25 protein-coding genes and 1 pseudogene are annotated in these 26,525 nt (G+C 46.0%); 17 read left to right on the forward strand and 9 right to left on the reverse strand.

Going from position 1 to position 26,525, the window contains the following annotated elements; genetic code table 11:
• The first annotated feature begins 135 nt into the window (after nt 1-135).
• The 8 genes from AC1M2H_RS10540 (at nt 136) to AC1M2H_RS10575 (ending at nt 5,786) form a co-directional block, all read left to right on the forward strand.
• On the forward strand, nt 136-1,116 hold the full coding sequence (locus AC1M2H_RS10540; RefSeq protein ID WP_480151311.1) for a 6-phosphofructokinase: 981 nt from the start codon (nt 136-138) through the stop codon (nt 1,114-1,116).
• 10 nt (nt 1,117-1,126) lie between these two features.
• Nucleotides 1,127-1,417, forward strand: a complete 291-nt coding sequence (locus tag AC1M2H_RS10545) for a PTS sugar transporter subunit IIB (RefSeq protein WP_128877689.1) — start codon at nt 1,127-1,129, stop codon at nt 1,415-1,417.
• A gap of 14 nt (nt 1,418-1,431) precedes the next feature.
• Complete coding sequence (locus AC1M2H_RS10550; protein ID WP_480151312.1) at nt 1,432-2,769, forward strand: PTS sugar transporter subunit IIC; 1,338 nt, start codon at nt 1,432-1,434, stop codon at nt 2,767-2,769.
• A gap of 60 nt (nt 2,770-2,829) precedes the next feature.
• Complete coding sequence (locus AC1M2H_RS10555) at nt 2,830-3,099, forward strand: hypothetical protein (RefSeq protein WP_480151313.1); 270 nt, start codon at nt 2,830-2,832, stop codon at nt 3,097-3,099.
• Between the two features lie 6 nt (nt 3,100-3,105).
• Entirely contained in the window at nt 3,106-3,543 is a 438-nt protein-coding gene (locus AC1M2H_RS10560) for a PTS sugar transporter subunit IIA (RefSeq protein ID WP_480151314.1), read from the forward strand.
• Nucleotides 3,540-4,079 (forward strand): P-loop nucleotide/nucleoside kinase family protein, encoded by a 540-nt coding sequence (locus tag AC1M2H_RS10565; RefSeq protein ID WP_480151315.1) that lies wholly within the window; start codon nt 3,540-3,542, stop codon nt 4,077-4,079. The genes AC1M2H_RS10560 and AC1M2H_RS10565 overlap by 4 nt, the downstream gene beginning before the upstream one ends.
• Before the next feature lie 37 nt (nt 4,080-4,116).
• Nucleotides 4,117-5,031, forward strand: coding sequence for a beta/alpha barrel domain-containing protein (locus tag AC1M2H_RS10570; protein WP_480151316.1), 915 nt, complete (start codon nt 4,117-4,119; stop codon nt 5,029-5,031).
• A 62-nt stretch (nt 5,032-5,093) separates the two neighbouring features.
• Nucleotides 5,094-5,786: an HAD family hydrolase gene (locus tag AC1M2H_RS10575; RefSeq protein WP_480151317.1), complete on the forward strand. Its 693-nt coding sequence runs from the start codon at nt 5,094-5,096 to the stop codon at nt 5,784-5,786.
• Between the two features lie 383 nt (nt 5,787-6,169).
• Here the strand turns inward: AC1M2H_RS10575 and AC1M2H_RS10580 are convergent, their stop codons facing one another.
• Nucleotides 6,170-6,370: a hypothetical protein gene (locus AC1M2H_RS10580; RefSeq protein WP_480151904.1), complete on the reverse strand. Its 201-nt coding sequence runs from the start codon at nt 6,368-6,370 to the stop codon at nt 6,170-6,172.
• Nucleotides 6,371-6,771: 401 nt separating this feature from the next.
• Entirely contained in the window at nt 6,772-7,398 is a 627-nt protein-coding gene (locus AC1M2H_RS10585) for a TetR/AcrR family transcriptional regulator (protein ID WP_480151318.1), read from the reverse strand.
• A 55-nt stretch (nt 7,399-7,453) separates the two neighbouring features.
• Between AC1M2H_RS10585 and AC1M2H_RS10590 the strand changes: the two genes are divergently transcribed.
• From AC1M2H_RS10590 to AC1M2H_RS10615, 6 genes are all read left to right on the forward strand, one after another.
• The gene (locus AC1M2H_RS10590; RefSeq protein ID WP_480151319.1) at nt 7,454-8,611 is read left to right on the forward strand and encodes an efflux RND transporter periplasmic adaptor subunit; all 1,158 of its coding nucleotides are present in this window, start codon (nt 7,454-7,456) and stop codon (nt 8,609-8,611) included.
• A gap of 9 nt (nt 8,612-8,620) precedes the next feature.
• On the forward strand, nt 8,621-11,755 hold the full coding sequence (locus AC1M2H_RS10595; protein ID WP_480151320.1) for an efflux RND transporter permease subunit: 3,135 nt from the start codon (nt 8,621-8,623) through the stop codon (nt 11,753-11,755).
• A 105-nt stretch (nt 11,756-11,860) separates the two neighbouring features.
• Entirely contained in the window at nt 11,861-12,493 is a 633-nt protein-coding gene (locus tag AC1M2H_RS10600) for a TetR family transcriptional regulator (protein WP_480151321.1), read from the forward strand.
• Complete coding sequence (locus AC1M2H_RS10605; protein ID WP_480151322.1) at nt 12,483-13,385, forward strand: helix-turn-helix domain-containing protein; 903 nt, start codon at nt 12,483-12,485, stop codon at nt 13,383-13,385. Before AC1M2H_RS10600 ends, AC1M2H_RS10605 begins: the two co-directional genes overlap by 11 nt.
• A gap of 105 nt (nt 13,386-13,490) precedes the next feature.
• Entirely contained in the window at nt 13,491-14,885 is a 1,395-nt protein-coding gene (locus AC1M2H_RS10610; protein ID WP_480151323.1) for an efflux transporter outer membrane subunit, read from the forward strand.
• Between the two features lie 73 nt (nt 14,886-14,958).
• Nucleotides 14,959-15,579: a TetR/AcrR family transcriptional regulator gene (locus AC1M2H_RS10615; RefSeq protein WP_480151324.1), complete on the forward strand. Its 621-nt coding sequence runs from the start codon at nt 14,959-14,961 to the stop codon at nt 15,577-15,579.
• Between the two features lie 737 nt (nt 15,580-16,316).
• Here AC1M2H_RS10615 and AC1M2H_RS10620 read toward each other — a convergent pair.
• Both AC1M2H_RS10620 and AC1M2H_RS10625 read right to left on the reverse strand, forming a co-directional pair.
• Nucleotides 16,317-17,535: pseudogene (locus AC1M2H_RS10620) on the reverse strand (tyrosine-type recombinase/integrase).
• A 423-nt stretch (nt 17,536-17,958) separates the two neighbouring features.
• Complete coding sequence (locus AC1M2H_RS10625; protein ID WP_480151325.1) at nt 17,959-19,149, reverse strand: MFS transporter; 1,191 nt, start codon at nt 19,147-19,149, stop codon at nt 17,959-17,961.
• Between the two features lie 129 nt (nt 19,150-19,278).
• Here AC1M2H_RS10625 and AC1M2H_RS10630 point away from each other — a divergent pair, with 129 nt between their 5' ends.
• Nucleotides 19,279-20,196 (forward strand): LysR family transcriptional regulator, encoded by a 918-nt coding sequence (locus AC1M2H_RS10630; RefSeq protein WP_480151326.1) that lies wholly within the window; start codon nt 19,279-19,281, stop codon nt 20,194-20,196.
• Between the two features lie 100 nt (nt 20,197-20,296).
• Here the strand turns inward: AC1M2H_RS10630 and AC1M2H_RS10635 are convergent.
• The 3 genes from AC1M2H_RS10635 to AC1M2H_RS10645 all read right to left on the reverse strand — a co-directional run bounded on the left by AC1M2H_RS10635 (nt 20,297) and on the right by AC1M2H_RS10645 (nt 23,675).
• A protein-coding gene (locus AC1M2H_RS10635) for an IS1 family transposase (RefSeq protein WP_480147915.1) occupies nt 20,297-20,991 on the reverse strand; the annotation gives its coding sequence in 2 pieces (ribosomal slippage) (nt 20,297-20,745 and nt 20,745-20,991; 696 coding nt in all).
• 158 nt (nt 20,992-21,149) lie between these two features.
• The gene (locus tag AC1M2H_RS10640; RefSeq protein ID WP_480151327.1) at nt 21,150-22,019 is read right to left on the reverse strand and encodes a LysR family transcriptional regulator; all 870 of its coding nucleotides are present in this window, start codon (nt 22,017-22,019) and stop codon (nt 21,150-21,152) included.
• Nucleotides 22,020-22,446: 427 nt separating this feature from the next.
• Nucleotides 22,447-23,675 (reverse strand): IS3 family transposase gene (locus AC1M2H_RS10645; protein WP_480151328.1). Its coding sequence is split into 2 segments (ribosomal slippage): nt 22,447-23,360 and nt 23,360-23,675, totalling 1,230 coding nucleotides; the frame shifts between segments, so codons are not numbered across the junction.
• 91 nt (nt 23,676-23,766) lie between these two features.
• Here AC1M2H_RS10645 and AC1M2H_RS10650 point away from each other — a divergent pair.
• Both AC1M2H_RS10650 and AC1M2H_RS10655 read left to right on the forward strand, forming a co-directional pair.
• Nucleotides 23,767-24,549, forward strand: coding sequence for a hypothetical protein (locus AC1M2H_RS10650; RefSeq protein ID WP_480151329.1), 783 nt, complete (start codon nt 23,767-23,769; stop codon nt 24,547-24,549).
• Nucleotides 24,550-24,674: 125 nt separating this feature from the next.
• Nucleotides 24,675-25,439, forward strand: coding sequence for a sulfite exporter TauE/SafE family protein (locus tag AC1M2H_RS10655; RefSeq protein WP_480151330.1), 765 nt, complete (start codon nt 24,675-24,677; stop codon nt 25,437-25,439).
• Between the two features lie 49 nt (nt 25,440-25,488).
• Here the strand turns inward: AC1M2H_RS10655 and AC1M2H_RS10660 are convergent, their stop codons facing one another.
• Both AC1M2H_RS10660 and AC1M2H_RS10665 read right to left on the reverse strand, forming a co-directional pair.
• Nucleotides 25,489-25,818, reverse strand: a complete 330-nt coding sequence (locus AC1M2H_RS10660) for an NIPSNAP family protein (RefSeq protein WP_480151331.1) — start codon at nt 25,816-25,818, stop codon at nt 25,489-25,491.
• Nucleotides 25,819-26,110: 292 nt separating this feature from the next.
• Nucleotides 26,111-26,326, reverse strand: coding sequence for a hypothetical protein (locus AC1M2H_RS10665; protein WP_071822035.1), 216 nt, complete (start codon nt 26,324-26,326; stop codon nt 26,111-26,113).
• Nucleotides 26,327-26,525 lie beyond the last annotated feature (199 nt).

Below are 26,525 nucleotides of genomic sequence, written 5' to 3' on the forward strand. Positions count from 1 at the left end.
GTCTTTTTTTAACCTGTCAATAGCTGTATCAAGCATGAAACCTTACAAACATGTGACAAACTTCAAAAAAAAGTATTCCCCCGCCATTAGAATCAATTTCACATTAAACGCTGAGATAAATAATATGAGGGCACCATGAAAATTGGACTGGTAATTAGTGGTGGCGATGTCAGCGGTATGAATAACTTTCTTTTTCAGATCAATCGAATGACTGAAACAGAGATTGTTATTTTTAATGGTGGAATTAATGGCCTGATTGACAACTGTGCCAGGAAAATATCTACCAGAGATTTAGTCGATTTCTCAATTTCTCCTGTTCCCTTAGTTTCTTCCGGCAGGAAAGAGGATAAATGCAAAAAGTCTGATTATGAAAAAATAGTCAAAAATATTCGTAGTAAAAAACTCGATTGTTTGATTATGGGAGGCGGCGATGGGTCATTTCAGTTTCTCAAGATCCTGAGTCGATATGGTATAAATTGTTACGGCATCGGTATGACTATTGATAATGATATTGCCGGCAACAGTTATACGGTGGGCTTTTCTACCGCCTGTGAACAGGTGATTACTGAAGTCGCTAAATTGCGTAATACCGGTCGGGGATTACCGGGACGGGTATTTATGATTGAGCTGCTGGGGGGCTACTGTGGCGAACTGACGCTCCAGGCTGCGCTGAAAAGTAATGCGGATATTGCCTTAATTCCCGAAGCTATATGGGATATTGACGAACTGGCTGCTCGTATAAAATGCAAAATAAAACAGCAGAATAGCGTGATAATTCTCTGCTCCGAGGGGTACACCAAAGAATATACCCCCGGTTTCCAGGGGGCGATTGATACCATGATTGGCAAGATAGAGCACAAGATTGGGATCCGCATCAGAAAAACGATTTTAGGATATGGATTGAGAAGTGGCATGCCAACGGGAGAGGAAATTATCGAAGGGGCAATATTGGCTGAAGAAGTTGTGAGGTGTATTAACAGCGGTCTGACTAATAAAATCATTGTCATTAATAATAATAATCGAGCGATTCCGATCGATCTTGAAGATTCTGAAAGACGTTTAGTAGATAAAGAAAGCGAGATCTACAAACTGGCTAAACTAACTCAACTTATCTGAGGTATCTAAAATGCTTAAAGTACTTTGCGTATGTGGCTGTGGCCTTGGCTCAAGTTTTGCTATTGAGATGAGCGCTAAAGCAGTATTAAAGAAGCTACAGATTGATGCCAACATCGATCACACCACGGTTTCCGAAGCGTCATCCTTTAAATATGATTTTATTCTTACCCAAAAAATGTTTGCCGATATCTTAAACGCCGACGCCAGCGAGGAGCAAAAGAAAAAGGTTATCATATTAAATAAATTGACGGATAAAAATGAGATAGAAGAAAAAATCCTTGCCTATATGAAGAACAAATAACCGTGAGGTGTTAAGTGGACGCTATTATTCATTTTATTGTTAAAGATTTTTTAGGACAGGCTTCAATACTCATTGCACTTATTGCAATGCTTGGCCTGATCTTGCAGAAAAAATCGCTCGGGAAAACGGTTGAAGGAACATTCAAAACCCTGCTTGGTTTCCTGATTATGATGGCCGGGATTAATATCATTGTCGAGGCGCTGACCTTCCTTAATGATATCTTTACCCAGGGCTTTGGCATGAAGGGGTATATCACCGATGTTGCTGCGATTGCCGGGGTGGCTAACCGTGAGCTGGGCTCAGAAGTCGCGTTAACCCTGTTAGTGATTTTTGCCGTCAATATTCTTATTGCCCGGATTACGCCGTTTAAATATATCTTCCTGACCGGCCAGGCGCTGCTGTGGATGGCAACTATCGGTACCGTGATTGGCTATAAGGCCGGGTTGACCGGCGCTACGTTGATTCTAACCGGCGGTATCTTTGGCGGGATTATGGCGGTGCTGATGCCGGCTATCGCGCAGCCCATCGTACGTAAAATCACCGATTCGGATGATATTGCTCTGGGGCACTTCTGCACTATCGGCTATCTGGTACAGGCGGCGGTGGCAAAAGTGGTCGGCAAAAACTCCCGTTCAACCGAAGATCTGGAACTGCCTGATAACTTCAAGTTTCTGCAGGACACCTACCTGTCGATGGCGGTGATTATGGTGCCGATGTATATCATTCCCGCGATCTTCGCCGGCTCAGGGTATATCGCTCAATTTGCCGGGGATACGAACTACATCATGTACTCCTTTATGCAGTCGATGCAGTTTGTTGCCGGGGTATTTGTGCTGTACAGCGGCGTGCGTTTATTGCTAAACGAGTTGGTGCCCGCCTTCCGTGGCATTGCTATGCGTCTGGTGCCAAACGCCAAACCGGCGCTGGACTGCCCGGTGCTGTTCCCCTATGCGCCAAACGCGGTCATCGTTGGCTTCCTCGCAACCACCGTGGGCTCCATTATCGGCATGATCATCTTCCCGATGTTCGGTCTGGCGATGATCCTGCCTGGCCTGCTGACCAACTTCTTTGCCGGTGGTGCCGCAGGGGTGTTTGGTAACGCAATGGGCGGTAGAAAAGGGGCTATTATCGGTGGGGTCATTCACGGAATATTTATCACCCTGCTGCCTGCGATTCTGGTACCGCTGCTTGAAACTTTTGGCTTTAAAGGCGTGACCTTTAGCGACTCTGATGTCATCAGTACCGGGCTGGTATTAGGCCACGCTTTCCAGAATGACTGGTCATTCGTAATCGGCTTTATTGTCTTTGTGGTAGTAATTGTCTGGTTCGCTAACAGAAAACTGGGCAAATAATTCTTAATTAAACTAGCTGATCTCCCCAGGCAAAAACGTAATAAATAATCAGGAGGCAATATGTTTTCATCATTAAAAAAATTATTTAATTCCGCAGAGCCGCAGGGGGATAATCATGACGCCGAGGCTGAGGGAATTATGCAGGAGCTATCACAGTTAGAAGCCGCTTTGGCGGAAAACCCGACGGATAACGCGACGCAAAAAATGCTTATGGTGAAATATAACCAGGCCGTTAAAGCTTACGCTGCCAGTAAGCGTTACAGAAATTGTGTTGATGAGGTTTTTGTTAAAATTGATGAGTTAAGGAACACTATTCGCAAAAATATATGAGGTGGTATGGGTATTAAGGATTTTCTCTCTGAGAACCAGTGTATTCAGGTCGGCATTAATGTCGATTCATGGGATGAGATAATCGAAATAGTGGCGCAGCCATTAATTGTCGGCGGATTTGTCACTAGCGATTATCCTAAAGCAGTAATTAATAATACAAAGGAGTATGGCGCCTATTATGTCTTTGATGAAGGTATTGCTATTCCTCACGCCAGACCAGAGTGTGGGGTAAGAAAGAACTGTTTTAGTCTGGCAACATTGAAAAAGCCGGTATCGATTCACGGCAGCGAACCGGTCGATATCATTGTGATGTTTGGTGGGGTGGACAGTAATGTCCACATTACCGAAGGGATTGCGTCGATAGTGGGACTACTGGAAGACGAGACGACTCTGGCGCAAATCAGAAAGGCTACCTCTGTAGATGAAGTACTGAGGTTATTATGAGAAAGCTGATTTTAGTGAACGGTATTCCCGCATCAGGGAAAAGCTCCGTAGCAAAAAAGATTGCAGACTATTTTAATGCACCGGTTTTAAGTATCGATGAAATTAAAGAACCGTTTATGGTCCAGTTCGCCGATATTATCGACCGGCCATTAAATCGTAAACTGGGCTACGCAGCATATGAAACGATGTTCAGGATTGTCAGAACATCGCCGGAAAATACGCTGTTTGTATTAGATGCCTGGTTTGGTTTCCGCGACAGGTCAGTTTTGCAGGAATATCTTGCTATGGCAGGATGCCACAATGTTATTGAAGTGTGGAATAAGATCTCTGCGGAAAATGTGTCCAAACGTTATAAATCACGTTGTACCTGCCGGGTTAAAGGGCATCCGGGGGAGGAATACATTCCTGAGTTAATTATGTTGGCTGAAAATGCCCGGCCGATGGCATTAAGCGATGTTTATACAGTTGACCAGGATAATACTGTGAACGATCACAATTTGATGACCTGGATTAGCCAGCGCCTGAACTGCATTTAATTTTATACTGTCAATCTCCTGCAAGAGGAAATATCTGATGAATACAATGACTACCGCTGAACGTCGCGGATATCAAATGATTTGCGATGCCACAGGTTCAATGATGGTTGTAGCCTGCGATCAGCGCGGAGGAATGAGAACGTTATTAGCAGCAACACCGGAAGAACAAAAAGAGATCAGCAACGAAACGCTGGGTAAAACGAAATATGACATTACCCGCTATCTGGCCTCTGAAGCGGGTTGCGTATTAGTTGACCCTATTTGCGCCGTGCCGGGAATTGTTGATGAAGGCGTACTGCCGCGTAATACCGGTCTGCTGGTTGGCCTGGATGCTTCCGGTTGGGAAACGTCGCCGCAGGGGTATCGTATCTCTACGATGGTCGAAGGAATTAATGCCCGCAAAGTTCGCGAGCTGGGCGCAACCGGCGGAAAAATTATGATTTACCTGCGTTCCGATACGCCGGATGCCAACACCGCTAACCTTGCCACCCTGCGGGAAGTCATTGCTGATTTCGCCCGTGAAGATCTGTTCCTGGTGGTAGAGTTCCTGACCTATTCGCTGGAAAATGAAAGCAAGGAAGAGTACCAGCGTAAGATCCCGGAACTCATTCAGGATGGCTGTAAGCTGTGCATTGAATGTGGCTCAAAGGTACTTAAAATCCCTTATCCGGGAACGGAAGACGCCTGCGCTGCCGTGACTGAAATTTGTGGTGATATTCCGTGGGCCGTGCTGTCTGCCGGGGTCGATCATGCCACTTTCCTGACCCAGGTAGAGATCTCTCTGCGCAATGGCGCTTCCGGGGTGATTGCAGGCCGCTCACTGTGGAAAGACTGCATATCTCTTGACCGCAATGTTTCAAAAGAGAAACTGTCGTCGGTCGCGGTTTCCCGCTTGCACGATATTCAGCAGCTGCTGACTAAGTACAGAAAGCGTCCGGAACAGGCCGCTTAAATCTGAGTCTGTCTGGCCGCATACGTACGGATCGCGGCCAGACGCTATTCGGAGGAATAAAGATGGGCAGAGCGCTTGACCTGGTGATATTTGACTGTGATGGTGTGCTGATTGATTCAGAGATTATTGGTATTAACCTGACGCTTCGGCTGCTGGAAAGTTACGGCGTGCTGATAGATTTTAATGAATTTAGCAGTGAGTTCAGCGGACTTTCCTGGGACGAGCTGATCGATAAGATTCGGGAACAGAAGGGCGTAGTATTGCCCACGTCGATCAACCACACCTTCTATACATCGCTGCGCGAAGAGTTTGCGAAAAAACTGAAGCGTACCGACGGCACGCTGGAAGTTCTTCGTTCACTAAATTTTCCCAAATGCATCTGCTCCAACTCCTCCAGCAGCCAGCTTGACTATTCGCTATCGCTGGTCGGTCTGGATCAGTTATTCACTGAGCGCGTTTTTTCCGCCGTCGATCTGGGGCCGGGACGCGCCAAGCCGCAGCCTGATATATTCCTGCACGCCGCAAGAGTTCTTAATGTTGCGCCAGAAAATACGCTAGTGATTGAAGATTCAGTCCATGGGGTAATGGCTGCCAGCAGGGCGGGGATGACGGTTATTGGCTATATTGGCGGCGCGCATACTTATCTTTTACATGGTGAAAAGCTGCGGTTAGCCGGCGCCAGGGGCATTATTAATTCGATGCATCAGCTTCCTGCTGAAATTGCCCACTTTATAGGCCAGAGAGATCTCCGCTGAAAGACGGTGCTGACTTGATATTACCGACATTCACTCTATTTACTGCCTGTTATGTTAATTATTTCAATGTGTTAGAGTGTGGGGTGTTGTTTCGATACTTCGAAACCGTTGGTTATATTCGCGCTGCTACCGGTAGGCAGAGAGGGAGATGGCAGGATTGGCGCCGGGCGCGATACGGAATTCTTTACCGTTAATATGGCGCTGAGATACCAGTAACGAGAGCGCGTAAGCACAGATTGTGGGAATCAGAGGCTTTATAGAGGAGCAGGGGGGTTGAGAGTGAGGATTTTCGCGTCGCTAAGGGTCGTATGGGGGGCACTCCATTATCGAACTAACCTGACCCCAGATTTGACCACCAATTTTTCCCGATGCGGAGGGTAAAATCAAAATACACCGGGAAGAGTTTTCACACTAACCTGTTGAATCAACATCATATAAGGATTCGCAAGGATGCATGAAAGCCGGAAATTGGCTCCTCTGACTGGGATCGCCTTTGCCAGTAACTGGCTAATAAGTAAGCTCAACCTGAATTGCCGTTCTGTCAAGACCACCAAACTGACCACCTTAAATGAAAGCAGTTTTATGTAGGTCGTGTTTTCTGATTAAGATGCTAGATGAGTATATGTTTAACACCACTAGGGTGTTCAGCCGTAGATAGGTCATTATCGCTCAAGAAATCGAATACAAGCTTATACAGGTTTAGAGAGATTACCCAGCTTTACTCCGTTCGGTTCTTGTGAAATGTAGCAAAACGTGTAAAAGAATCACTATTGAGAGACAGTGTACACATCCGTAGCGAGGTGGGTGAAAATAGGTGCATTTTCATTCTCTCACTGAATCATTCCGCCATTGCTATTATTTAATGACGGTTTTTTTATGACTAAATTGGTATATCTATTCTTGAATAGCATTAATGCGTTAAATTTTGCCCTCAAAACCGAGGGCAGGGTATTTTAGACAATATCGCCCAACGAATGAGTGAGGTCTAATATTCTTTAAAAAAGAGATCGATAACTTTATTTATCATATCAATAAGCATTTCTTTATCTCCTTTCTCATCATGAGATTGTAATGCAGTGCGCTGCGATAATCCCGCAAAGATGGATGCAATAATATCCATCTTTGCGCGAAGCTGCCTGATTTCATTCTCATCATTTTTTTTACTTCTTTTAAGTAATTGCGCATTGAACCTGTTGTTAATGGCGTTATGGGACACCTGCAGTACTTGTGAAACGTTAGGGTTTCGCACCGCTTCGGCAGCAATTTCAAGCCATAAACTAATAAACTCTGGAGAGGTATGAAGCTCAACCATGCGTACCGTTTGCCTTTTAAGCGCCACGGCTAATTTCTCATCGGCTGGAGATGACGCAACATCATTAATCAGTTCAAACATGGTGCTTTCTTGTTGCGCGACCAGGGCTTCCACGATGGCTTCTTTGTTAGCAAAATGATAATAAATGTGTCCAGGACTCATACCGGACTCTTTTGAAATTTTAGCAATACTGCATCCATGAAACCCCAGGTCACGGAAACATTTAGCCGCTGCATCAAGTACTTGCTTTCTCCTGTCTTTGCTTTTCACGCCGATTTCTTCGTCCTGCATATTGCTCATTTGTTAACCTCTTTAATATCTCTTGCAAGTCTTATTTTAGTATGAATATACTAGAATGAACATTCAAACCACAGAGAGAACACTTACAATGTTTGTGCTTTTTCGTCCTGCATACCCGGCGCTGTCAGTACTTTTGTCGCTTGCACTCCTCGGATGTGATAAGCCACAGCGGCCAGTACAAAATTCGGTTCCTGAAGTGGGAGTTGTGACGGTAACCGCAGCAAACGTCACGTTGACGACTGAACTTCCTGGCCGTACCTCGTCTTTCAGGACGGCTGAAGTGCGTCCCCAGGTTGGCGGCATCCTTCAGAAAAGGCTGTTCGATGAAGGAACAATTGTTGAAGCCGGTCAGGCATTGTATCAGATTGATCCGGCTCCTTACCGGGCAACGCTTGCCAAAGCAGAAGCTAACCTTGAATCATCAAAACTTTTGGCTCAACGATATGATCGCCTGGTGAAAACGGGAGCAATAAGCCATCAGGATCGGGATGATGCACGGTCAACCTGGCTACAGGCGCAGGCTGATGTTGACTCTGCTCGCATTGATTTAGATTATACACAGATAACCGCGCCAATATCTGGGCGCATCGGGCGATCTTCCGTTACTCAGGGAGCGTTGCTGACCGCCAATCAGACCACTGCTCTTGCAACCATCCAGCAGCTTGATCCTATCTATGTCGATATTCCGCAATCTTCAACGGCTCTTCTTAAATTGCAGGATGAATTTGCCGCAGGTCGCCTGAAACGAAATGGCGACCAGCAGGCTGAAGTCAAACTCACCCTCGACAATGGCACTGAATATTCGCATCCGGGCCGTATAAAACTTTCAGAAGTAACAGTAGATGAAAGTACGGACTCTGTAATTATACGTGCCGAGTTTCCTAATCCGGATGGGCGGTTGCTGCCAGGTATGTTCGTCCGCGCCAAATTACAGGAAGGGGTGAGCGAGAATGCCCTGCTTGTTCCACAAAGAGCAATAAGCCGTGATCCGACTGGACAGGCCTCGGCTCTTGTCGTTGGCAAAGATAGCAAGGTGATCCGCAAAATGGTTGTAACCGATCGCGTTGTAGGTAATCAGTGGCTAATACGAGACGGGTTACAAAGTGGCGATCGGGTTATTGTCGATGGGACACAAAAAGCCCAGCCAGGTAGCGAAGTCAGGATTGCTCAGGCGGTTCCTCCTTCGCCTGAAGTCGCTAATCAGCCTGAGTAAGGAGCCGTAATGTCACGTTTTTTTATTGACCGCCCCGTACTTGCATGGGTTGTAGCCATCATTATTATGCTGGCTGGCGCGCTTTCTATCATCAAGTTACCTATTAACCAGTACCCTAATATCGCTGCTCCTGCGATTGCCGTGACCGGATCTTATCCAGGCGCATCGGCAGATACCGTTCAGGATACTGTCGTGCAGGTTATCGAACAGCAACTGAATGGGCTTGATAATTTGCGCTATCTAAAATCTGAGAGTAATTCGGATGGCTCATTCACAATTACCGTCACCTTTGATCAGGGAACAGATCCGGATATTGCCCAGGTACAGGTACAAAATAAGCTATCGCTGGCAACCCCTTTAATACCGGATGAAGTTCAGAATCAGGGGATCCGCGTTGCTAAATACCAGATTAACTTTTTAATTCTTGCCGGACTTGTTTCAACCGATGGTCGTATGAGCAGCTTTGACCTCGGTGACTATCTGGTTTCTAACATCCAGGATCCTTTAACCCGTATTACCGGTGTGGGGGATTTCACTATGCTGGGGTCCCAGTATGCTATGCGTATCTGGATGGATCCGAATAAGCTGAATGGATATAAACTTACCCCTTTGGATGTCAGCTCTGCTATTCAGGCGCAAAACGTACAGGTATCCGCGGGCCAGCTAGCCGGTTTACCAACCAATGAAAATATTGAACTGAGTGCTACTGTCATTGGCAAGACCAGATTCACAACTCCTGAACAATTTGAAAATATACTCCTGAAGGTTCAGCCTGATGGATCCCGCGTGTTACTTAAGGATGTGGCCAAAGTAAAACTGGGATCCGAGAATTTCTCAATACAATCAAAATATGGCAAAGATCTTCCGAGTACAGCTATTGCGTTACGTCTGGCAACCGGTGCCAATGCGCTGGACACCATTAAAGCTGTCAAAGCAAAGCTGGATGAGCTTAAACCTGGTTTACCGGAAGGCGTGGAGATTATTTATCCTTACGATACGTCTCCAGTTATAAGTGCCTCAATAGAGGGAGTGGTACATACCCTTATTGAAGCGATAGTCCTCGTTTTTGTCGTGATGCTGATTTTTTTGCAAAACTGGAGAGCAACACTTATTCCTACACTCGCCATTCCGGTCGTTTTGCTGGGCACATTCGGCATTATGGCCGCATTTGGTTTTACAATTAACATATTAACCATGTTTGGCCTGGTACTGGCTATCGGGCTTCTCGTCGATGATGCCATAGTGGTTGTGGAGAATGTCGAGCGACTGATGGAAGAAGAAAAGCTTCCGCCGCTTGAAGCGACCCGAAAGTCGATGGAACAGATTTCGGGTGCTCTGGTTGGTATCGGTCTGGTTCTTTCTGCTGTATTTCTTCCGATGGCGTTTTTCGGTGGTTCAACGGGTGTGATTTATCGCCAGTTCTCTATCACCATTGTTTCTGCGATGGCGTTGTCGGTGCTCGTTGCGCTAATTTTTACTCCGGCATTATGTGCAACGATCCTGAAACAAACGCATCATGGTGCGCAGGCCAAAAAGGGATTTTTCGGCTGGTTTAACCGTAAATTTGAACACGGCACCTCGCTTTATCGTAATGGCGTCGAACGTACATTAAGGGCCAGAAAACGAGCGATGCTTTTCTTTCTGGCAATCATCGCTTTACTTGTGGCGTTATTCCCGCAGATACCGACATCATTCCTGCCTGATGAAGATCAGGGCAATCTCTTTGTGCAGGTTCAGATGCCGCCAAACAGCAGTGCGGAGCAGACCCAGAAAGTATTAACCAAAATATCGGAATATTTTCTGACGCAGGAAAAAGACATGGTTGCCACGACAATGCTGGTCAATGGATTTAACTTTGCAGGGCGTGGTCAGGGTTCCGCTATGGTATTTGTGGGACTTAAGCCATGGAATGAAAGGAAAGGTTCGGTATTTGAACTGGCTGGCAGGTCAATGGGGTATTTCAGCACAATAAAAGAGGGAACGGTTATTTCCTTCGCGCCTCCGGCGGTGATGGAATTGGGGAATGCCACTGGTTTTAACCTGTTTCTCCAGGATACAACCGGAGGCGGCCATGAAAAATTAATGCAGGCGCGGAATATGTTTCTTGGGATGGCTGCCCAAAATCCCGCACTGCAAATGGTTCGACCCAACGGTATGAATGATGAGCCACAATATCAAATTCTGATTGATGACGAGAAAGTCCAGGCTCTGAAACTCAGTCTCTCTGATGTAAATAACACGATGTCCGCCGCCTGGGGGTCAACGTATGTTAATGACTTCAATGATCGCGGACGTGTTAAAAAAGTTTATATCCAGGGCGAAGCCAGTTCACGTATTTCTCCGGAGGATTTCGATAAATGGTACGTACGTAATAGTGACGGAGAGATGGTCTCATTCTCATCGTTCGCCAGTGGGAAATGGACTTATGGTTCCCCGAAACTGGAGCGTTATAACGGTTTACCCGCAGTTGAACTTCTTGGCGAACCGGCACCGGGTTATAGCTCCGGGGATGCGATGAAGGCGGTAGAGGAGATCGCGGCAAAATTGCCACCAGGTTTAAATGTTGCCTGGACAGGTCTTTCATTTGAAGAGCGTCTTTCAGGCTCGCAAGCGCCGGCGCTTTATGCTCTGTCGCTAATAATCGTATTCCTCTGTCTGGCAGGTCTTTATGAAAGCTGGAGTATTCCTTTCTCAGTAATGCTAGTCATACCGCTGGGTGTTATTGGTGCTGTCAGTGCGACGCTTTTACGTGGACTGGGGAACGATGTTTTCTTCCAGGTTGGGTTATTAACGACGATTGGTCTCTCTGCAAAGAATGCGATATTAATTGTTGAATTCGCGCGCGATCTTCATGAAAAAAGTGGAATGTCATTTTCTCAGGCAGCCATTGAGGCAGCCAGAGTCCGTTTACGACCCATTATTATGACATCACTGGCATTTATTGTTGGTGTTATTCCTCTCGCTATTGCCTCAGGAGCAAGTTCCGGAAGCAAGCATGCCATTGGTACTGGCGTGGTGGGAGGGATGCTTACAGCGACTGTATTAGCTATTTTTTATATCCCGCTTTTTTATGTTCTTGTCGCTGGTTTTTTTACCAGGAACAAAAGCAAAAAAGAAGCATTAACTATAGCTGAAAAAAAATAGCTGTACGTCAGGTATTGGTATCCATCAGGGATACCAATACTAAAATCCTCAATCTGCTCAGTAATAGTTATACGATAAATTTTAATTTATTCTGGAGGCTTGAAAATGGCCAGGCGAACCAAGCAAGATGCTGAAGAAACCCGCGAGCATATTCTGGATGCGGCTGAGCAATGCTTTCGGGATTCGGGTATTTATCGCACAACGTTACAGATGATAGCCATGAAAGCTGGCTGTACACGCGGGGCTATTTACTGGCATTTCAGAGAAAAGAATGATCTTTTTAAACAAGTTATTGAGCGCACGCCGCTCTTACTTTTTACTGAAGTTGAAGAGCTTGTAATTCGTGCAGAATCTGTTATGGCATTACGCCACTGTTTATTAAGGGAAATTGAATGCGTTAAGAGAAATAAACATCTTCGAAATGTTATCGAGATGACTGTCTTCCGCTGTGAATATCCTGACGAAGTCAATGATCATGATATGCTGGTGGGGGGAAAGATGGATAAATTATTCGTCATGATAGATTCTGTTTTATCCGAAGCCAAAAAAAATGGAATGATTCATACTGATGTTTCGACAACAATACTCAGCTCGATGATTTTCTATATTTTTATGGGAGCGCTCAGGTCGATAGTAATGATGCCAGACGATACTTTGCTTTATCGTTACTCTCAATCAGCGCTGGATTTTGCTTTTGATATGGCAACCGGGAATAAGGCGGTGTGTAATGAAAAATGATTTTATTTATGATCTTACAGAATGGATAGAATCTCAACTCGCATCAAAATTATCCCTGGATATTGTGGCGGCTAAGTCAGGATATTCGAAATTTTATTTACAGCGAGTTTATCATGCATTAACGGGAGTTACTCTAAGCAGGTATATCCGGCTAAGAAAATTATCCACCGCGGCTGCTGAATTACAGATAACTAAAACACATATTCTCGATATTTCTTTGAAATATGGTTTTACTACGCAGCAGGCTTTCACCCGTTCATTCAAAGATTACTTTCATCAGACACCTGCCAAATACAGAAATAATACTGAATGGGACTGTTCACAACTCTACCCGCCATACCAGAGGATAATACATCCGGTACCCGAGCCGGACATAATTTCATTGCCGGAACAAATTTTTCTCGGTACAGAGCACTCTTTTCTTTGTGCTTTTGAAGATCTCGGTAAGTTCAATATAGATGTGAGAATGAATTTTTTTAACAGGTATCTCAGGGACTACCAGGAGCTACCTTCTTACGTCTATGGCATCAGCCATTTTGAACCCAATATCGCAGTAAATTCAGGCATTGTTATCAAGTACTTTACAGCAACAGATTACCAGAATTTATCTTCTATGAAGAGTAAAGTACAAAAAATAATAATAATACCTGAAGGTCATTATGCACAATTTAATTATTCGGGTACAAAATCCGGGTTTCAGCAATTTATCATGGACGTGAACCGTTATCATTTGCCCAGATTAGATATCACAAGAAGAAAGGGTAATGATATAGAGCGTTATTTTCTTTCTGGGTCGAAGAAACATGCATTACATTCAAGTTTTATAACTTGTAGCTATTTAGTGCCATGTGCTGATGTATTACATAAATCTGTTTCAGGCAGATTTATGTGATGCGTGTATAAAGCGACCGTTTCAAACAGTCAGGTGCACTTCTAAGATGGTCACCGGGCTTAGAATTCAGACATTGCAATATGATTATCCTCAGAAGGATAGGTTATGAAGAAACATCTATTTATTGTTATACCGGTACTCTTAACTCTGACGGCCTGCAACTTACAGCCTAAGTATGAACGGCCATCGGTACCTGTTCCCGGGAAATGGGAGAGTAATGCGTACAGGAATAAAACTTCAGATCTTGCATGGCAAAAGTTTTTCGATGATGACACGTTAAAACTCCTGATAGGATTATCCCTTAGAAATAATAGAGATCTCAGAGTTGCTGCTTTAAATATAGAGTCAGCCAGAGCACAGTACAGGATTGAAAGAGCTGCTTTATTACCAACCATCGAGGCTAATGGTAGCCAGACTTCGGCTCATCTGCCTGGCAATCTCTATTCTACCCAGACTTCCGGGCCTGTGTCATACCAGCAATATGAAGCGAATCTTGGTGTAACATCCTGGGAAATTGACTTCTTTGGCAGGCTTAGAAGTTTGAAAGCACAGGCGCTTGAAAATTATCTTTCGACTGAGGCTACTGCTCACGCCACACAAATTAGTCTTGTATCAGAGGTCGTATCGGGCTATTTGACCCTTTGCGCAGATAAGGATTTACTTAATGTGGCGACAGATACTGCTAAAAGTCAGCGTAAAACGTATGATCTGACTAAACAACGGTATGCGATGGACATCGCAAACGAACAGGATGTTGTTCAGGCGGAAACGTCATTAAGAAGCGCTGAGGCTGAAGTTTACCAATACACCCGTCAGGTTAAACAGGATACAAATGCTTTACAGCTATTACTGGGTACGAACATACCGGCCAATATTGTAGAAAATGCGACTTTACTTAAAGCATGGAATTTCCCGGCGTTGCCTGATGGAATATCATCAGAAGTCCTGACAAACAGGCCGGATATTATTGCTGCCGAACATACCCTTAAGGCAGCTAATGCGAATATTGGCGCGGCCAGAGCCGCTTTCTTTCCTACCATCAGCCTTACTGCTTCCGGAGGATCGGCTTCAGATAGTCTTGGACATTTGCTTGAAGGGGGCACGGCTGCCTGGTCATTCGTTCCCAGCATAAGCGTACCAATATTTGATGGGGGAAAAAACAAAGCCAATCTTGACGTTGCGGAAATTTCCAAAAGAATTGAAATAGCAAATTATGAAAAAGCTATACAGCAGGCATTTAAGGAGGTTTCGGATGCTCTGGCGGGTCAAGCGACCTATAAACATGAACTGGCTGCTCGGGTACAAGACACCGCGGCAAATCAACGTTACTACATTCTTGCGAATAGCCGATATCAGGAAGGTGTGGATGGGTATCTCAATGTTCTTGTCGCTGAACGTACTTTATTTCAGGCAAGGAAAACTGAAATTTCGACTCGTTTAAGTGAAATAACACAGCAGGTTACACTTTATAAAGTTCTCGGCGGTGGCTGGAAAGCATAGCTCCCAAAGAAGGGAATGACGGAATTTTTCCGTCATTTAATTTCTCACTAAACATTCAGTTTTAGGCACCATAATGAAATCAGAAAATAATGTTAACTCTTCATCTGAATTGAAAAGGTTTTTTTTAACTGAGGTGGCTACTGCTTGCATTAGGGAAAAAGGAATCAGTGGAACTTCCATATCTGACATTAGTAATCGTTCAAATATGAGCCCGGGAAATATATATCGTTATTTTAATGGTAAAATGGACATGGTTCATGCATCACTCAAGCTTAATTTCTCCCGGCAAATTATGTTGCTTCCAGATATATACGCTTTGGATAATCCACTGGATTATATAGTGAAAGCTAATTTCATTGGTTCAAATGATTCACTCCATTTTACCTATGACGTGAAAACTGTTTTTTGTGTTGAAAAAATGTACTATAAAGATTTGGCGCGAGTTTTTGACCATGAAACCTATCAGCTCTTGGAAAGTCATCTCACCAATATAATAAATCACAATAACTCAATAAATTTGAAAGAGGCTAGTAAAATGGCGGAAATTGTTGAGTTTTTTATCATTGATACTACTATGAAAAGAAATTCACGAAAAATCAATGATAAAGAGATGCTGGTTTTTTATGAAAGTTTAATAGACGTTTTCACTTGTTCCCGAATGATGACTGGTTGGTTTAAAAATAAGAGAATCTAAAATACAATTATCTGTTTTTTAAAAATCATATGTCTCATATTATTTTTTAAAAGATTATGTATTGTGTCTAAACAAAAGGTAAATGAGACAACCTGTAAATAACATACAGGTCATGTTTATGATCTCCAACCATAAAACAACACCAATAAAGCTGAATCCAAATAAATAATTAAATAGCAAATACTCTGTCAATCCTGAAAGAAAGAACGAAAATAACATTATTAGCATGCTGCAGAAGATAATGGCAAGGCATATTGATAAGTAAGGTTTTAATTTGAATTTTTTCATGGTTATTGTTAATTATTTTGAGGTTGAAGTGTATGTATAAATATTTTTCCGCCTGCTTTCATGAGTTTTACTTTATTAAAAACTCAACGAAAAGCTTATTGATACAGGGTTTAGTATGATCATGCTAAACCCTGTATCTTTGTCAACCTCCTTGCAAGAGATGTTGGTAAGGATTGTAAGATTGATAGTGGATTTACTCATTGATTTTTAATAGTTATTCAGGGTTTTGCTAGTTAATATGAAAATATTTCTCGTGCTGATTTTATTCGAACAAGCGGGCGTTATACGGACCGTATAATTCACCGTCAGAAACGATGTAGGATGCGTTATCGTCAACCCCGCCGCGCTAAGTAACCAAAAAACGAAGGCAACACCTTTAATGTAAAAAAGCAGATCCGACTCCATCAGGACCTGCTTTTTCATCTTAAGCGAATTATATTGCCGCTGACTCAGGCCGTCTTATGCTGTTGCGCATAAATATAGGGCGCAACATACCCTTCGCGGCTTACGTCCAGATAATCCGACCACCACTGCATCATCGCTTTGCGGGCGTCAAGATGCTCAGCGCGGTGGATGTATGCCGCCCGCACGCTGTTGCGTTCCTGATGGCTCATTTGCCGCTCCACGGCATCCCGTGACCAGAGTTCAGACTCCACCAGCGCGCTGCAGGCCATTGTCCGGAATCCATGCCCGCACACATCGGTTTTGGTGTCATAACCCATTAATCGCAGCGCCCGGTTGGTGGTGTTTTCACTCATCGGTTTATACGGGTTATGGTCGCCGGGGAATACCAGTTCAGGATGACTGGAGATTTCCTGTATCTGTTTCAGAATGGCGACAGCCTGCCGGGAGAGCGGCACAATATGCGGGGTGCGCATTTTTGCTCCACGACCTGAAAAACGCACTTTAGTGATGGTTTCGCGGGTGGCGGGAATGATCCAGATTTTGTGTCTGAAATCGATCTCGTTCCAGCGTGCGAAGCGCAGTTCGCTGGAACGGATAAACAGATGCAAAGTCAGCATCACCGCCAGCCTTGTTAACTCCCGGCCCTGTTGATAATCGCCGATCCGCGCCAGCAGTTCAGGCAACCGTTCCAGCGGAAGGGCGGGATAGTGATTTTTAACCGGAGGAGCAGTGACACCTTCCAGATGCTGCGCCGGATTGTTTTCAGTGAGTCCCTGCTGTACGGCGTAACGCATGATGTTGCAGAGCTGCTGCCGGGTACGGGACGCGACTTCGAGAAAGCCTTTATCCTCGATAACTTTAAGTAACGCCGTGAAATGCTGTGTTTTCAGCGTGGTAACGGGCAGATGACCAATCGCCGGAAAGATGTGATTTTCCATGCTGGCGAGGATCCGTGCGGCATAATCAGCCGACCATTTTTTGTTGGCTTTATGCCACGCCAGCGCCAGCGCTTTGAAACACTTTTCAGGTGAGGAAGCTGCTTTCTCTGCCATGCGCTGCCGCGCCGGATTGATATTTTGCGCCAGAAGCTTGCGGATATGCGCCCAGACTAACCCGGGATTCTTTGCCACTGAAGCGATACTTGAGATACCAGATACGTGAACCACCGGGATTGACGAGCAGATACAGACCGTGTGAATCAGACAATTTTACGGGACGGGAAGCGGGTTTTAAGTTGCGGATTTTAGAATCATTAAGAGATATTTGGAGGTCACTCCAATATCGAACCAAACTGACCCCAAATCTGACCACCAAATTCTTCCGATGCAGAGGGATAACTGAATACGCACCGGGAACAATTTTCACGCTAACTTATTGAATCACCAACAGATAAGGACTCATACAGAAGCATGAAAACAGGAATCTGGCTCCTCTGACTGGGATCGCCTTTGCCAACAAGTGGCTAATAAGTAAGCTAAACCTGAATTCCTACTCTGTCAAGACCACCAGAGTGACCACCAATCTGCATTGGTTGTATCAAACTAATTCGAGGGGCATGGTGTGTGCGGCGACATAACTATGGCTTGGCAAAGTGATCACTGGACTACTACACCACGGTTGAAATTTCACCTCTAAAACATCCGCTCCTGGTTATCAACTGCATTGCAGACCACGGCAGTGTTTAAATCACTCTTTGGACACTTCTGTCGCATCTAATCTTAACAACGGCTGACGACGCTGCCAGCTCAGAGTCATAATCGCCAGCAAGGCGACTATCAGACCCACCCCGGCCAGACAAGTCAAACCCCAGAGTTTGAGACTTACTGCTCCCAGCATTGAGCCGAACACCACTCCGGCATTGAAGGCTGCTATGTTCAGACCGGAAGCGGCATCAAGTGCATCCGGCCTGTGGCGACGTGCCATCCCGAGTATACGTGATTGAAGGGGCGGGATGGATCCGTATGTGGTAAGTCCCAGGAGCATAACCAGCGGGATCATGAACCGGAAATTGTCTTGTGCAATAGCTATCAGTGTCAATACCAGCGCGATACCTGTCAGCATCCAGAGTGAGGCTCTGTCTATTCCAATACGGTCAGTCATCCGCCCACCTGCAATGTTTCCTGCGGCTGCGCCAATACCATATGCAACCAGGACAATACTCGCTCCGCGAATGCTGGTATGAGTCACCTGTATCAGTATTGGTGTAATGAAGGAATAGAGAGCGAAGGAGCCAGTATAAGACAGTAGTGGCAGGCTGGCCGCTGCCAGCAGATGTCGATTGAGTAGTGAGGCTAACTGGTACCTGGCGGGAGTATCACTTGTGATGTCTCCCGCACCTGCTGGCATAAATCTGATCATACCGATCGTTCCGAGAATCCCACAAAGAGCGATCAGTCCGAAGACCCATTGCCAGGCAAGTACACTGCCCAGCCAGGTACCAGCAGGTACGCCCATAGCCATTGCTATCGTTACTCCACCGAATACCATAGAGAGTGCAACACCGGATCTTTCCGGTGCCACTAATCGCGTCGCAACACTTGATGCCACAGCAAAGAATACGCCATGTGCAAGTCCCGACAACAGACGAGCGGCCAGTAAAAGCGGTAGATGCGTAGACAGAATCGCCAGTACGTTTCCAGCGGTGAATACCACCATGGCGGTCAGAAGCAGCCGCTTGCGTGACCATCCCGATGCCAGTGCTGTCAGTACTGGTGCTCCTGCTACTACTCCGGTTGCGTAGAGTGTGACGACAAGTCCGGTTTGCGCCGTACTGACATGAAAACTTTCGGACAGAGCAACTGACAGTCCAATGCTGATGAACTCAGTAAACCCGATAGCAAAGGCGCACAGAGCAAAGATATATATCACTACAGGCATAGATCACTCCAGAGTGTTATCAGGCGTTGTTGCCAGTGCCTGATCCAATGATTTGGCTTTTATTCTGTGACTACTAAAAGAAGACAAAAAGGATTAGATTGGGTTAATACCTGTGACGGAATGGAATAAATGGCAATACGTAACCTGGATGATCTGGCCGTGTTTGTGAAAGTGGTCGATTGCGGTGGATTTTCAGCGGCTGCACGGACGCTCGATTTGGCTCCCGCCACTGTGAGTAAGCAGATCGCACGTCTGGAGAAAGCCGTGGGAGCCAGACTCTTCGAGCGTAGCACCCGGCAACTGCGTATTACTGATGAGGGGCGGGCTGTCGCCGAACGGGCCCGACCCGCGCTGAATCTCCTGGATGAAGCTGCTGATGTCGCCAGCCGGGGCATTCAGACGCTGTCAGGTACACTGCGTATTACGGCACCGGTGACGCTGGGTGCACGATATCTGGCATCAGAGATCGCTGCTTTTCGCGAACAACATCCACAGCTCGGGTTCGATTTACGCCTGAGCGATCACATTACTGATTTATATAACAGTGATCTGGATTTGGCTGTGAGGGCAGGCCAGCTGGCAGATTCACGTCTTATCAGCCAGCGGTTGACAGAGAACCGCCGTATTCTGGTGGCTTCGCCCGGCTATATTCGTCAGATGGGGGCCCCGACTCATCCACGCGAACTGGTTCGTTATCAGTGTCTGCTGTTTGCCTATCCCGGGTTGCGCCCGCACCGATGGTCACTTATCCAAAATAATCAGGACGGCGTTGCAGAACATGTGGTGCTTTCTGGTGCTATGCGAAGTGATAATGGCGAGGCTCTTCGTACATGGAGCCGGGCAGGACTGGGTATTGCATTGCGTGAGACCTGGGATGTGGCGGAGGAACTTCGCAATGGTGATCTGGTGAGAGTCCTTTCTGACTGGGCAGAGCCTGCGGTGCCGATACAGGCAGTACGCGTCCAGCGTTCACCGGTCCCACGCCGCGTTTCAGCCTTCGTCGAATTCCTCGCAATCCGATGGAGGTTCCCTCCCTGGGAAAACTGATAATGAGAATGCATTATCGGCAGGTTCTGTGCCCCATGTGTAAATCTATTGAGGTAAAGCTGTTTTGCAAATACGTAAGTATATTTGGTAATGCATCCAATTAGTAGAACATGTATTTCTCGATGAATGCGCCGATGACTTTTTCGTGCAATTCGATGGAACGTGAAAAACATATTGTTTTGCGTGCCAGCCGCTTGATACGGGTTCGCAGCGTCAGATTGTTTCGCTCAATGCGCTGTGTGAAAATTTTACCAGTCAGATGTATCTCCTTCGGCACCTCTCTGGCGTAGCTTCCCCAATCGTCGCTCGTTATCATGCCAATGCTGAAGGGGGTCAATAACGCCAGCAGCGCCTGACATGTCTCATCATTACGGGGGCCGAACGTATAAGCCAGAACGCCCCCTGTTTTGGTGTTGTAGGCATACCAGAGCCAGTGCTGCCGGGCTTTACTGCCGACAAAGCCCCATTGCTCATCGAGTTCACAGATAAGAGCCACATCTGCATGGGCAACCGGAGAGGATGTTATTCGCTTCGGCGCGAGTTTTTTAAAGTGCGGATGACGGTGTTAATGCCGATTTTTAGCGTTCTTGCCGTATCCCGGACACCGGCACCGTTGAAGGCCATTTCGGTAATTTTCTCTTTGACACCCGGCTTACGGGCTTCATAGGTATAGGTGAGTAAAAACACGCGGTGGCAGTCACGACAGCGAAATCTGTCACGGCCTTTAGGGTTCTGACCATGGCGATAAACCTGAGCAGACTGACAACGGGGACAATGAACGTTAACGCTGGCCATGAGAAAACCTCAAAAGCGGGTATTATACATCAATTCAACTAATTAGAGGCATCACCAACAAGTGTTGTTGCCAGCTGCATGCGTCGGATGACTCATTGCTTGATGGAAACAGCAGGTCTGATACCTGAACTGGCATAATAATAATGACAGTAAGAATGTCACACATCGTTTAATTCAGCACGCAATAACGTTTCAAACGCATTACGTGCGTGATGAAGGTCTATTCTGCTATTTTTTATAAAGTAATTTTGTACGGGAAATAACTCGCTAAATGTATACCCCCTGATATTACCTGTTCTTTTGAACTGCTCAAAAAAGCCGGCAGGTACCAGCGAGACACCTGCTCCGGAGCTGACACATCCAAGAATCGTTCCGTAACTTGCAATGCTGGTGATATCTACCGTGACCTGATGCTGATTGACCCAACGCTCAAGGGCCTGTCGGTAAGGACACCCGTGTGGCCACATATAAATCCGTTTACCTTTCAGGTCCTGAGGGACAGAGATCTTTCCCGTAAAAGGAGAGGCAATCAATACCAGTGATTCCTGGTGAGCATTCACATAAGTGATATCCGGATGGTCATCTTTTGTCGCGATAACAGCGCAATCAAGTTTATGCCCGGCGACATCACTGACTAACTGTTGCCATGTCCCTGTACTGAACTGCACCTGGACTGCAGGATAGTTCTGGTGGAATTTTGAGAGAACCATCGGTAGTCGTCCTGTTGCGGCAGATTCAATCGCTCCGATCCGCAGGATCCCGCCAGGTTCTGATGAGGGCTCAAGTGCCCGGCGGGCTTCCTGGCAGTAAGTCAGTATTTTGCTGGCGTACTCAAGCAGTATTTCTCCCGAAGGTGTGATGACCAGGCCACGCCCCTTGCGGATGAAAAGAGAAACACCCAGTTCTGTTTCCAGGAGCTTGATTCTGTTTGTGATATTTGAGGGAACGCAGTGCAGTCTTTCCGATGCTCTGGCAATGCTACCCTGCTCGGCGACGGTTTTAAACATTTTCAGCTGAGATAAATCCATCTCTTCACACCTCACTAAAAGTGAATAATTAACTCACTATAAGTCAGTTGTAGTGTGTTAATCAATCATCCTACAATGCCTGGAGCAGGTGGCGTCAGACATTATTTTTTAAACGCCGCAATGAAAACCGAAAATAGTTAATGTTTCATCCATTTACCAATGAATGGATCAGGAGTCTTTAAATACTTTCAGTCCGTGAATAACAGAGGTGAATATATGACTTCCTTATCTTTGCAATGCTGTGATGACATATCGAAAAAATCTTATTCTGTGCAGGAACTGGGTGAGATATTCATCGATGGTTTGCCTGAGCATATCGCAATGTTAAAAATTCCTGGTCGCTGGATAGCCGGAGATGTTCGCAGGTCACCCGTGCCCGCGCATATTGATTATGTCAAAGACATTCAGAATATGATTGGATTGGCCCCTATATTTCCAGACACCTTTTATCACTTAACCCATTACTGGTCCGACGTCGCAGGTATTCACGCGGCGAGCGGTATCCCAGCGCACTGTGCGGATGCCATTCGTTATAGTGTTCGAACGCTTCCGCAAGGTTCTTCACTGCCGTCAACCCGTCAGGTTTCGGCATGATACTGATATAGTCGCGCTTCATCGTTTTCACGAAGCTCTCTGCCATTCCATTGCTTTCAGGGCTACGCACTGCCGTGTTTCTCGGTTCAAGTCCTACCATTCGGGCGAACTTCCGTGTGTCATGCGCCCGGTAGCACGAACCGTTATCCGTCAGCCACTCCACCGGCGAACCCGGAAGACCACTGCCGAACCGACGTTCCACCGCACCCAGCATGACGTCCTGTACGGTTTCACTGTCGAACCCACCGGTGCTGGCCGCCCAGTGAAGCGCTTCGCGATCACAACAGTCCAGTGCGAACGTCACACGCAGTTTTTCACCGTTATCACAGCGGAACTCGAACCCGTCAGAACACCATCGCTGATTACTTTCCCCAACGGCCACTTTCCCTGTATGCGCCCGTTTTGAAGGGGGTAAGGACGGCTTTCGTTCTAGCAGCAATGCGTGCTGGCGCATGATGCGGTAAACACGTTTGGCATTCACGGCTGCAAGGTCTTCGGCTTCTGACTGACGACGCAGCAGAGCCCATACCCGCCGATAGCCGTACGTGGGTAGCTCACCGATGACGGCATGTATCCGCAACAGAGCATCAGTATCATCCGGCAGGCGTTTTCGTCGGCGATCCTGCCAGCTTTCCGGGCGTTTTAACCGGGTATGAAGCTGCGCACGTGAGACCCGAAGGCAGCGGCTGACGAAGCTTATTCGCCATCCTCTGGCAACAAGGGTACATGCGCTATCCACTTTTTTTGGCGGCCAATATCGACAGCTTCTTTTAGTAGCTCAACTTCCATTGTTTTCTTGCCCAGCAGGCGCTGAAGCTCTTTGATCTGCTTCATTGCCGAGGCCAGTTCGGATGCCGGGACAACCTGCTCACCAGTGGCTACGGCAGTCAGGCTGCCCTCCTGATACTGCTTGCGCCAGAGAAATAGCTGACTGGCTGCCACCCCATGATGGCGGGCGACAACCGAGACGGTCATACCGGGTTCAAGACTCTGCTGAACAATGGCGATTTTTTCCTGGGCGGTACGCCGTCTGCGCTTCTCCGGACCTAAAACGTCAATCATTCTGACTCCAACGACTAGTCTAAAAACTAGTATTAAGACTATCACTTATTTAAGTGATATCAGTTGTCTGGAGATTCAGGGGGCCAGTCTAATGATGTACGAAGTTCTTTGTCATGAGATAACCCAGGAGGCACAGGCTTATGCGGAGGGGACTTTTCTTGCCTTTCTGAAAAAGGATAAAGTTGATCCCAGTGTCCTCAGCTTCTTTAACGGCTGGAATGAAACGCACAAAACGACAAGCCTGGTATCCGGAAAAATAATCATGCGCCTGTCCGCTGATGCACTTTATATTTCACAGGAAGATCTTGCTATCTATCATAACGTTCTGGCTCATATGCATGAAGTAACAAAAGATGACTTTGGACTTGGTCAGAAGGGGCATGACGGTATGTATAAATATATGACAAATGCTTTCAGGGCTGCAGCCTGGGTTGATGATCAATATAAAATCAATGAGTGTAATGAATTCTCTGATTTCCTCTACAATACTGGCATTGCAAAATATAAGTCTGCAATGCGTTCTCCTGAACATCTGCAGTCTGTCATGGATGCCATGATGGTCTCTGTCGCTTCTGAACTCTGGAATGGACGAGAATACAATTTTCTTGCCCAGTTTATAGAGGGGAAATTATTGTCCTTCAATGCGTCGTTAAATGAGGACACTAAAACGCTGCGTAACGCCAAAGGTTACGTCATGGGCCATGCCGGGGAGGTGGAAAACAGGCATGGCTTGCATGCGCTGGCCGCGTTACAGGCCTTTGGCCGTATTGCGGGGCTGTCATTCGATACAGAACGGCTTAAACATGTCATGCTTGATTATAACAGGAGAGTGGGCGTCGCTTTTTCTGCATTACAAAACGTTCTGACTCACTGAAATACGGAACTGGCTATCGTATTGTTCGTTGCCTGTAATGGGGTAGGTAATGATGCCTCAGGTGTTACAAGAGAAATAAGTTTAAAATATGTCTTTATTGCTTTTGTGGGGGACTGTAATAAGTTATGAATATTGATATTTCTCTTTTTGCACTGGGAGGCTTCGCTTTCTGTGGTGGTCTGATCGATGCTGCTGTTGGTGGCGGAGGGCTTGTTCAAATTCCTGCTCTTATTCATGCTCTACCTGGATCCAGTCTGGCAACGATATTTGGCACCAACAAACTGGCAGTTCTGCTCGGGAACGCATTTTCTGTCTCAGGGTATCTCCGCCGGGTAAAGATTATATGGAAGCTCATTATTCCAGTAATGGGCGCTGCATTTATTTTTTCATTCGCTGGCGCATACACTGTCTCTCTTATACCAAGAGAGTTCATGGAATATCTGGTTTTTGTCGTCCTTATTATTATGGCAGTCTATACGTTCATAAAAAAAGATCTGGGACGACTACATGCTGATATCAGGATTGGTCTGAAAGAGATACTGTTGGGGATAGTGTTAGGCGCTTGTATCGGATTCTATGATGGCATATTCGGAGCAGGCAGCGGAAGTCTTTTATTGTTTGCCTTTGTTAAATGTTTTGGTTTTGATTTTCTGAATGCTTCTGCATCAGCCAAATTAATAAATCTTGGGACTTTTACAGCTGCACTGCTTTTTTTTGTACCGTCAGGGAATGTGTTGTGGATAACCGGAGGTATAGTCGGTATTTGTAATGTTGCAGGGGCGATTACGGGCGTATTTTTAGCCTTGCGGTATGGCAGTGGGTTTATCAGGGTTTTTTTCCTGATACTATTACTGTTTCTCATCGGAAGAATGGGGCTTTCCATTCTCTGAATCAGTCTGAAAGTAAATTTTCAGACTGAACAGTTTTTTTGATTAAAATTTATAATGGAGATGAAAACCCAGCCTCTTCCAGCACAATATCCTCTACAGATAATACTGGTTCAGGAGTGGTTTCCTGGAATTGTTTTTTAATCGTGCGCCATTCTTCATCTGCCATAAATTCTGCCCATGAGTTGTTCATGGCTGTTTTGTCTGTCCATGAAAGCAGGTATATAAACCGGAGTCTGGCACTTTCACCGGATAACCACATAGCCAGTATATTAAAACCATACTTATCCCTCATGATTCTGGCTGCGTGTTTTTCAAATCTTGCCAGAAATTCATCACGTAAATCAGGGTTTATTGTATAAAGACGAAGCTGATTAATCATTATACCTGTCCTCGTAATTCTGCATTTGCCTGTAACGGGAGTCAGGGTGGCTGCATTTGATATCAGGGCCTGATGGAGCAGACTGTAATCAGACGAATTCAGCCCTGAGTAGACCCGTGCCACCGAAATACCGGTTAGCTTGTGTCCTGTGCCCGTTGAACCAACTGTCCCTCAATACATAGCATCAGAAACGGCCAGGCACAACGAGAGGTTTTCATACACAGAAACAAAGCTTCGGCACTGGTCCGGGGCAGAGATTAGTCACCTGACTGCTGGTGCGTTTAGGACTGCCTTAACAATTATCATTCGGGGGGATCTTTGTCTTTTGTTTCGTGATAACAAAGTGATTATCCTTTCTTGTCAGTCTGGCACCATCCAAACAATACTTTGTCGTTAAAGCAAAAAATGCATCAGAGTCGAGTTCGAACTCAAGTTCAACCTTCCGGACGCTTCCTGATTCCAGAAGATGTTTGGCCTGTTCCAGGCTGCTGGCTTTTGCTGTACTCATAAAGCTCCCCGAACACTGGTGGAACCGTTGCAGGAATGCACGGCAACCCAGAGATACCCATCACCCGCCAGTGAGGATTCACGCTGATAACCCAAAGGCTTGACTGCAGGAAGAGCATATCAAAACTTTATTCTCTGCCAAAGTTGCGGGTTTATTATGTACTGACAGTGAGCATCGGCTGCATCTGACTGCTACAGGG

It is taken from the genome of Klebsiella sp. F11 (genome assembly GCF_056712265.1).

What these genes read in the sequence shown, in the direction of transcription:
- AC1M2H_RS10540 (WP_480151311.1), top strand. Translation starts at nt 136, where the DNA reads ATGAAAATTGGACTGGTAATTAGTGGTGGCGATGTCAGCGGTATGAAT.
- AC1M2H_RS10545 (WP_128877689.1), top strand. Translation starts at nt 1,127, where the DNA reads ATGCTTAAAGTACTTTGCGTATGTGGCTGTGGCCTTGGCTCAAGTTTT.
- AC1M2H_RS10555 (WP_480151313.1), top strand. Translation starts at nt 2,830, where the DNA reads ATGTTTTCATCATTAAAAAAATTATTTAATTCCGCAGAGCCGCAGGGG.
- AC1M2H_RS10560 (WP_480151314.1), top strand. Translation starts at nt 3,106, where the DNA reads ATGGGTATTAAGGATTTTCTCTCTGAGAACCAGTGTATTCAGGTCGGC.
- AC1M2H_RS10565 (WP_480151315.1), top strand. Translation starts at nt 3,540, where the DNA reads ATGAGAAAGCTGATTTTAGTGAACGGTATTCCCGCATCAGGGAAAAGC.
- AC1M2H_RS10570 (WP_480151316.1), top strand. Translation starts at nt 4,117, where the DNA reads ATGAATACAATGACTACCGCTGAACGTCGCGGATATCAAATGATTTGC.
- AC1M2H_RS10575 (WP_480151317.1), top strand. Translation starts at nt 5,094, where the DNA reads ATGGGCAGAGCGCTTGACCTGGTGATATTTGACTGTGATGGTGTGCTG.
- AC1M2H_RS10585 (WP_480151318.1), bottom strand. Translation starts at nt 7,398, where the DNA reads ATGAGCAATATGCAGGACGAAGAAATCGGCGTGAAAAGCAAAGACAGG.
- AC1M2H_RS10590 (WP_480151319.1), top strand. Translation starts at nt 7,454, where the DNA reads ATGAACATTCAAACCACAGAGAGAACACTTACAATGTTTGTGCTTTTT.
- AC1M2H_RS10595 (WP_480151320.1), top strand. Translation starts at nt 8,621, where the DNA reads ATGTCACGTTTTTTTATTGACCGCCCCGTACTTGCATGGGTTGTAGCC.
- AC1M2H_RS10600 (WP_480151321.1), top strand. Translation starts at nt 11,861, where the DNA reads ATGGCCAGGCGAACCAAGCAAGATGCTGAAGAAACCCGCGAGCATATT.
- AC1M2H_RS10605 (WP_480151322.1), top strand. Translation starts at nt 12,483, where the DNA reads ATGAAAAATGATTTTATTTATGATCTTACAGAATGGATAGAATCTCAA.
- AC1M2H_RS10610 (WP_480151323.1), top strand. Translation starts at nt 13,491, where the DNA reads ATGAAGAAACATCTATTTATTGTTATACCGGTACTCTTAACTCTGACG.
- AC1M2H_RS10615 (WP_480151324.1), top strand. Translation starts at nt 14,959, where the DNA reads ATGAAATCAGAAAATAATGTTAACTCTTCATCTGAATTGAAAAGGTTT.
- AC1M2H_RS10625 (WP_480151325.1), bottom strand. Translation starts at nt 19,149, where the DNA reads ATGCCTGTAGTGATATATATCTTTGCTCTGTGCGCCTTTGCTATCGGG.
- AC1M2H_RS10630 (WP_480151326.1), top strand. Translation starts at nt 19,279, where the DNA reads ATGGCAATACGTAACCTGGATGATCTGGCCGTGTTTGTGAAAGTGGTC.
- AC1M2H_RS10640 (WP_480151327.1), bottom strand. Translation starts at nt 22,019, where the DNA reads ATGGATTTATCTCAGCTGAAAATGTTTAAAACCGTCGCCGAGCAGGGT.
- AC1M2H_RS10650 (WP_480151329.1), top strand. Translation starts at nt 23,767, where the DNA reads ATGATGTACGAAGTTCTTTGTCATGAGATAACCCAGGAGGCACAGGCT.
- AC1M2H_RS10655 (WP_480151330.1), top strand. Translation starts at nt 24,675, where the DNA reads ATGAATATTGATATTTCTCTTTTTGCACTGGGAGGCTTCGCTTTCTGT.
- AC1M2H_RS10660 (WP_480151331.1), bottom strand. Translation starts at nt 25,818, where the DNA reads ATGATTAATCAGCTTCGTCTTTATACAATAAACCCTGATTTACGTGAT.
- AC1M2H_RS10665 (WP_071822035.1), bottom strand. Translation starts at nt 26,326, where the DNA reads ATGAGTACAGCAAAAGCCAGCAGCCTGGAACAGGCCAAACATCTTCTG.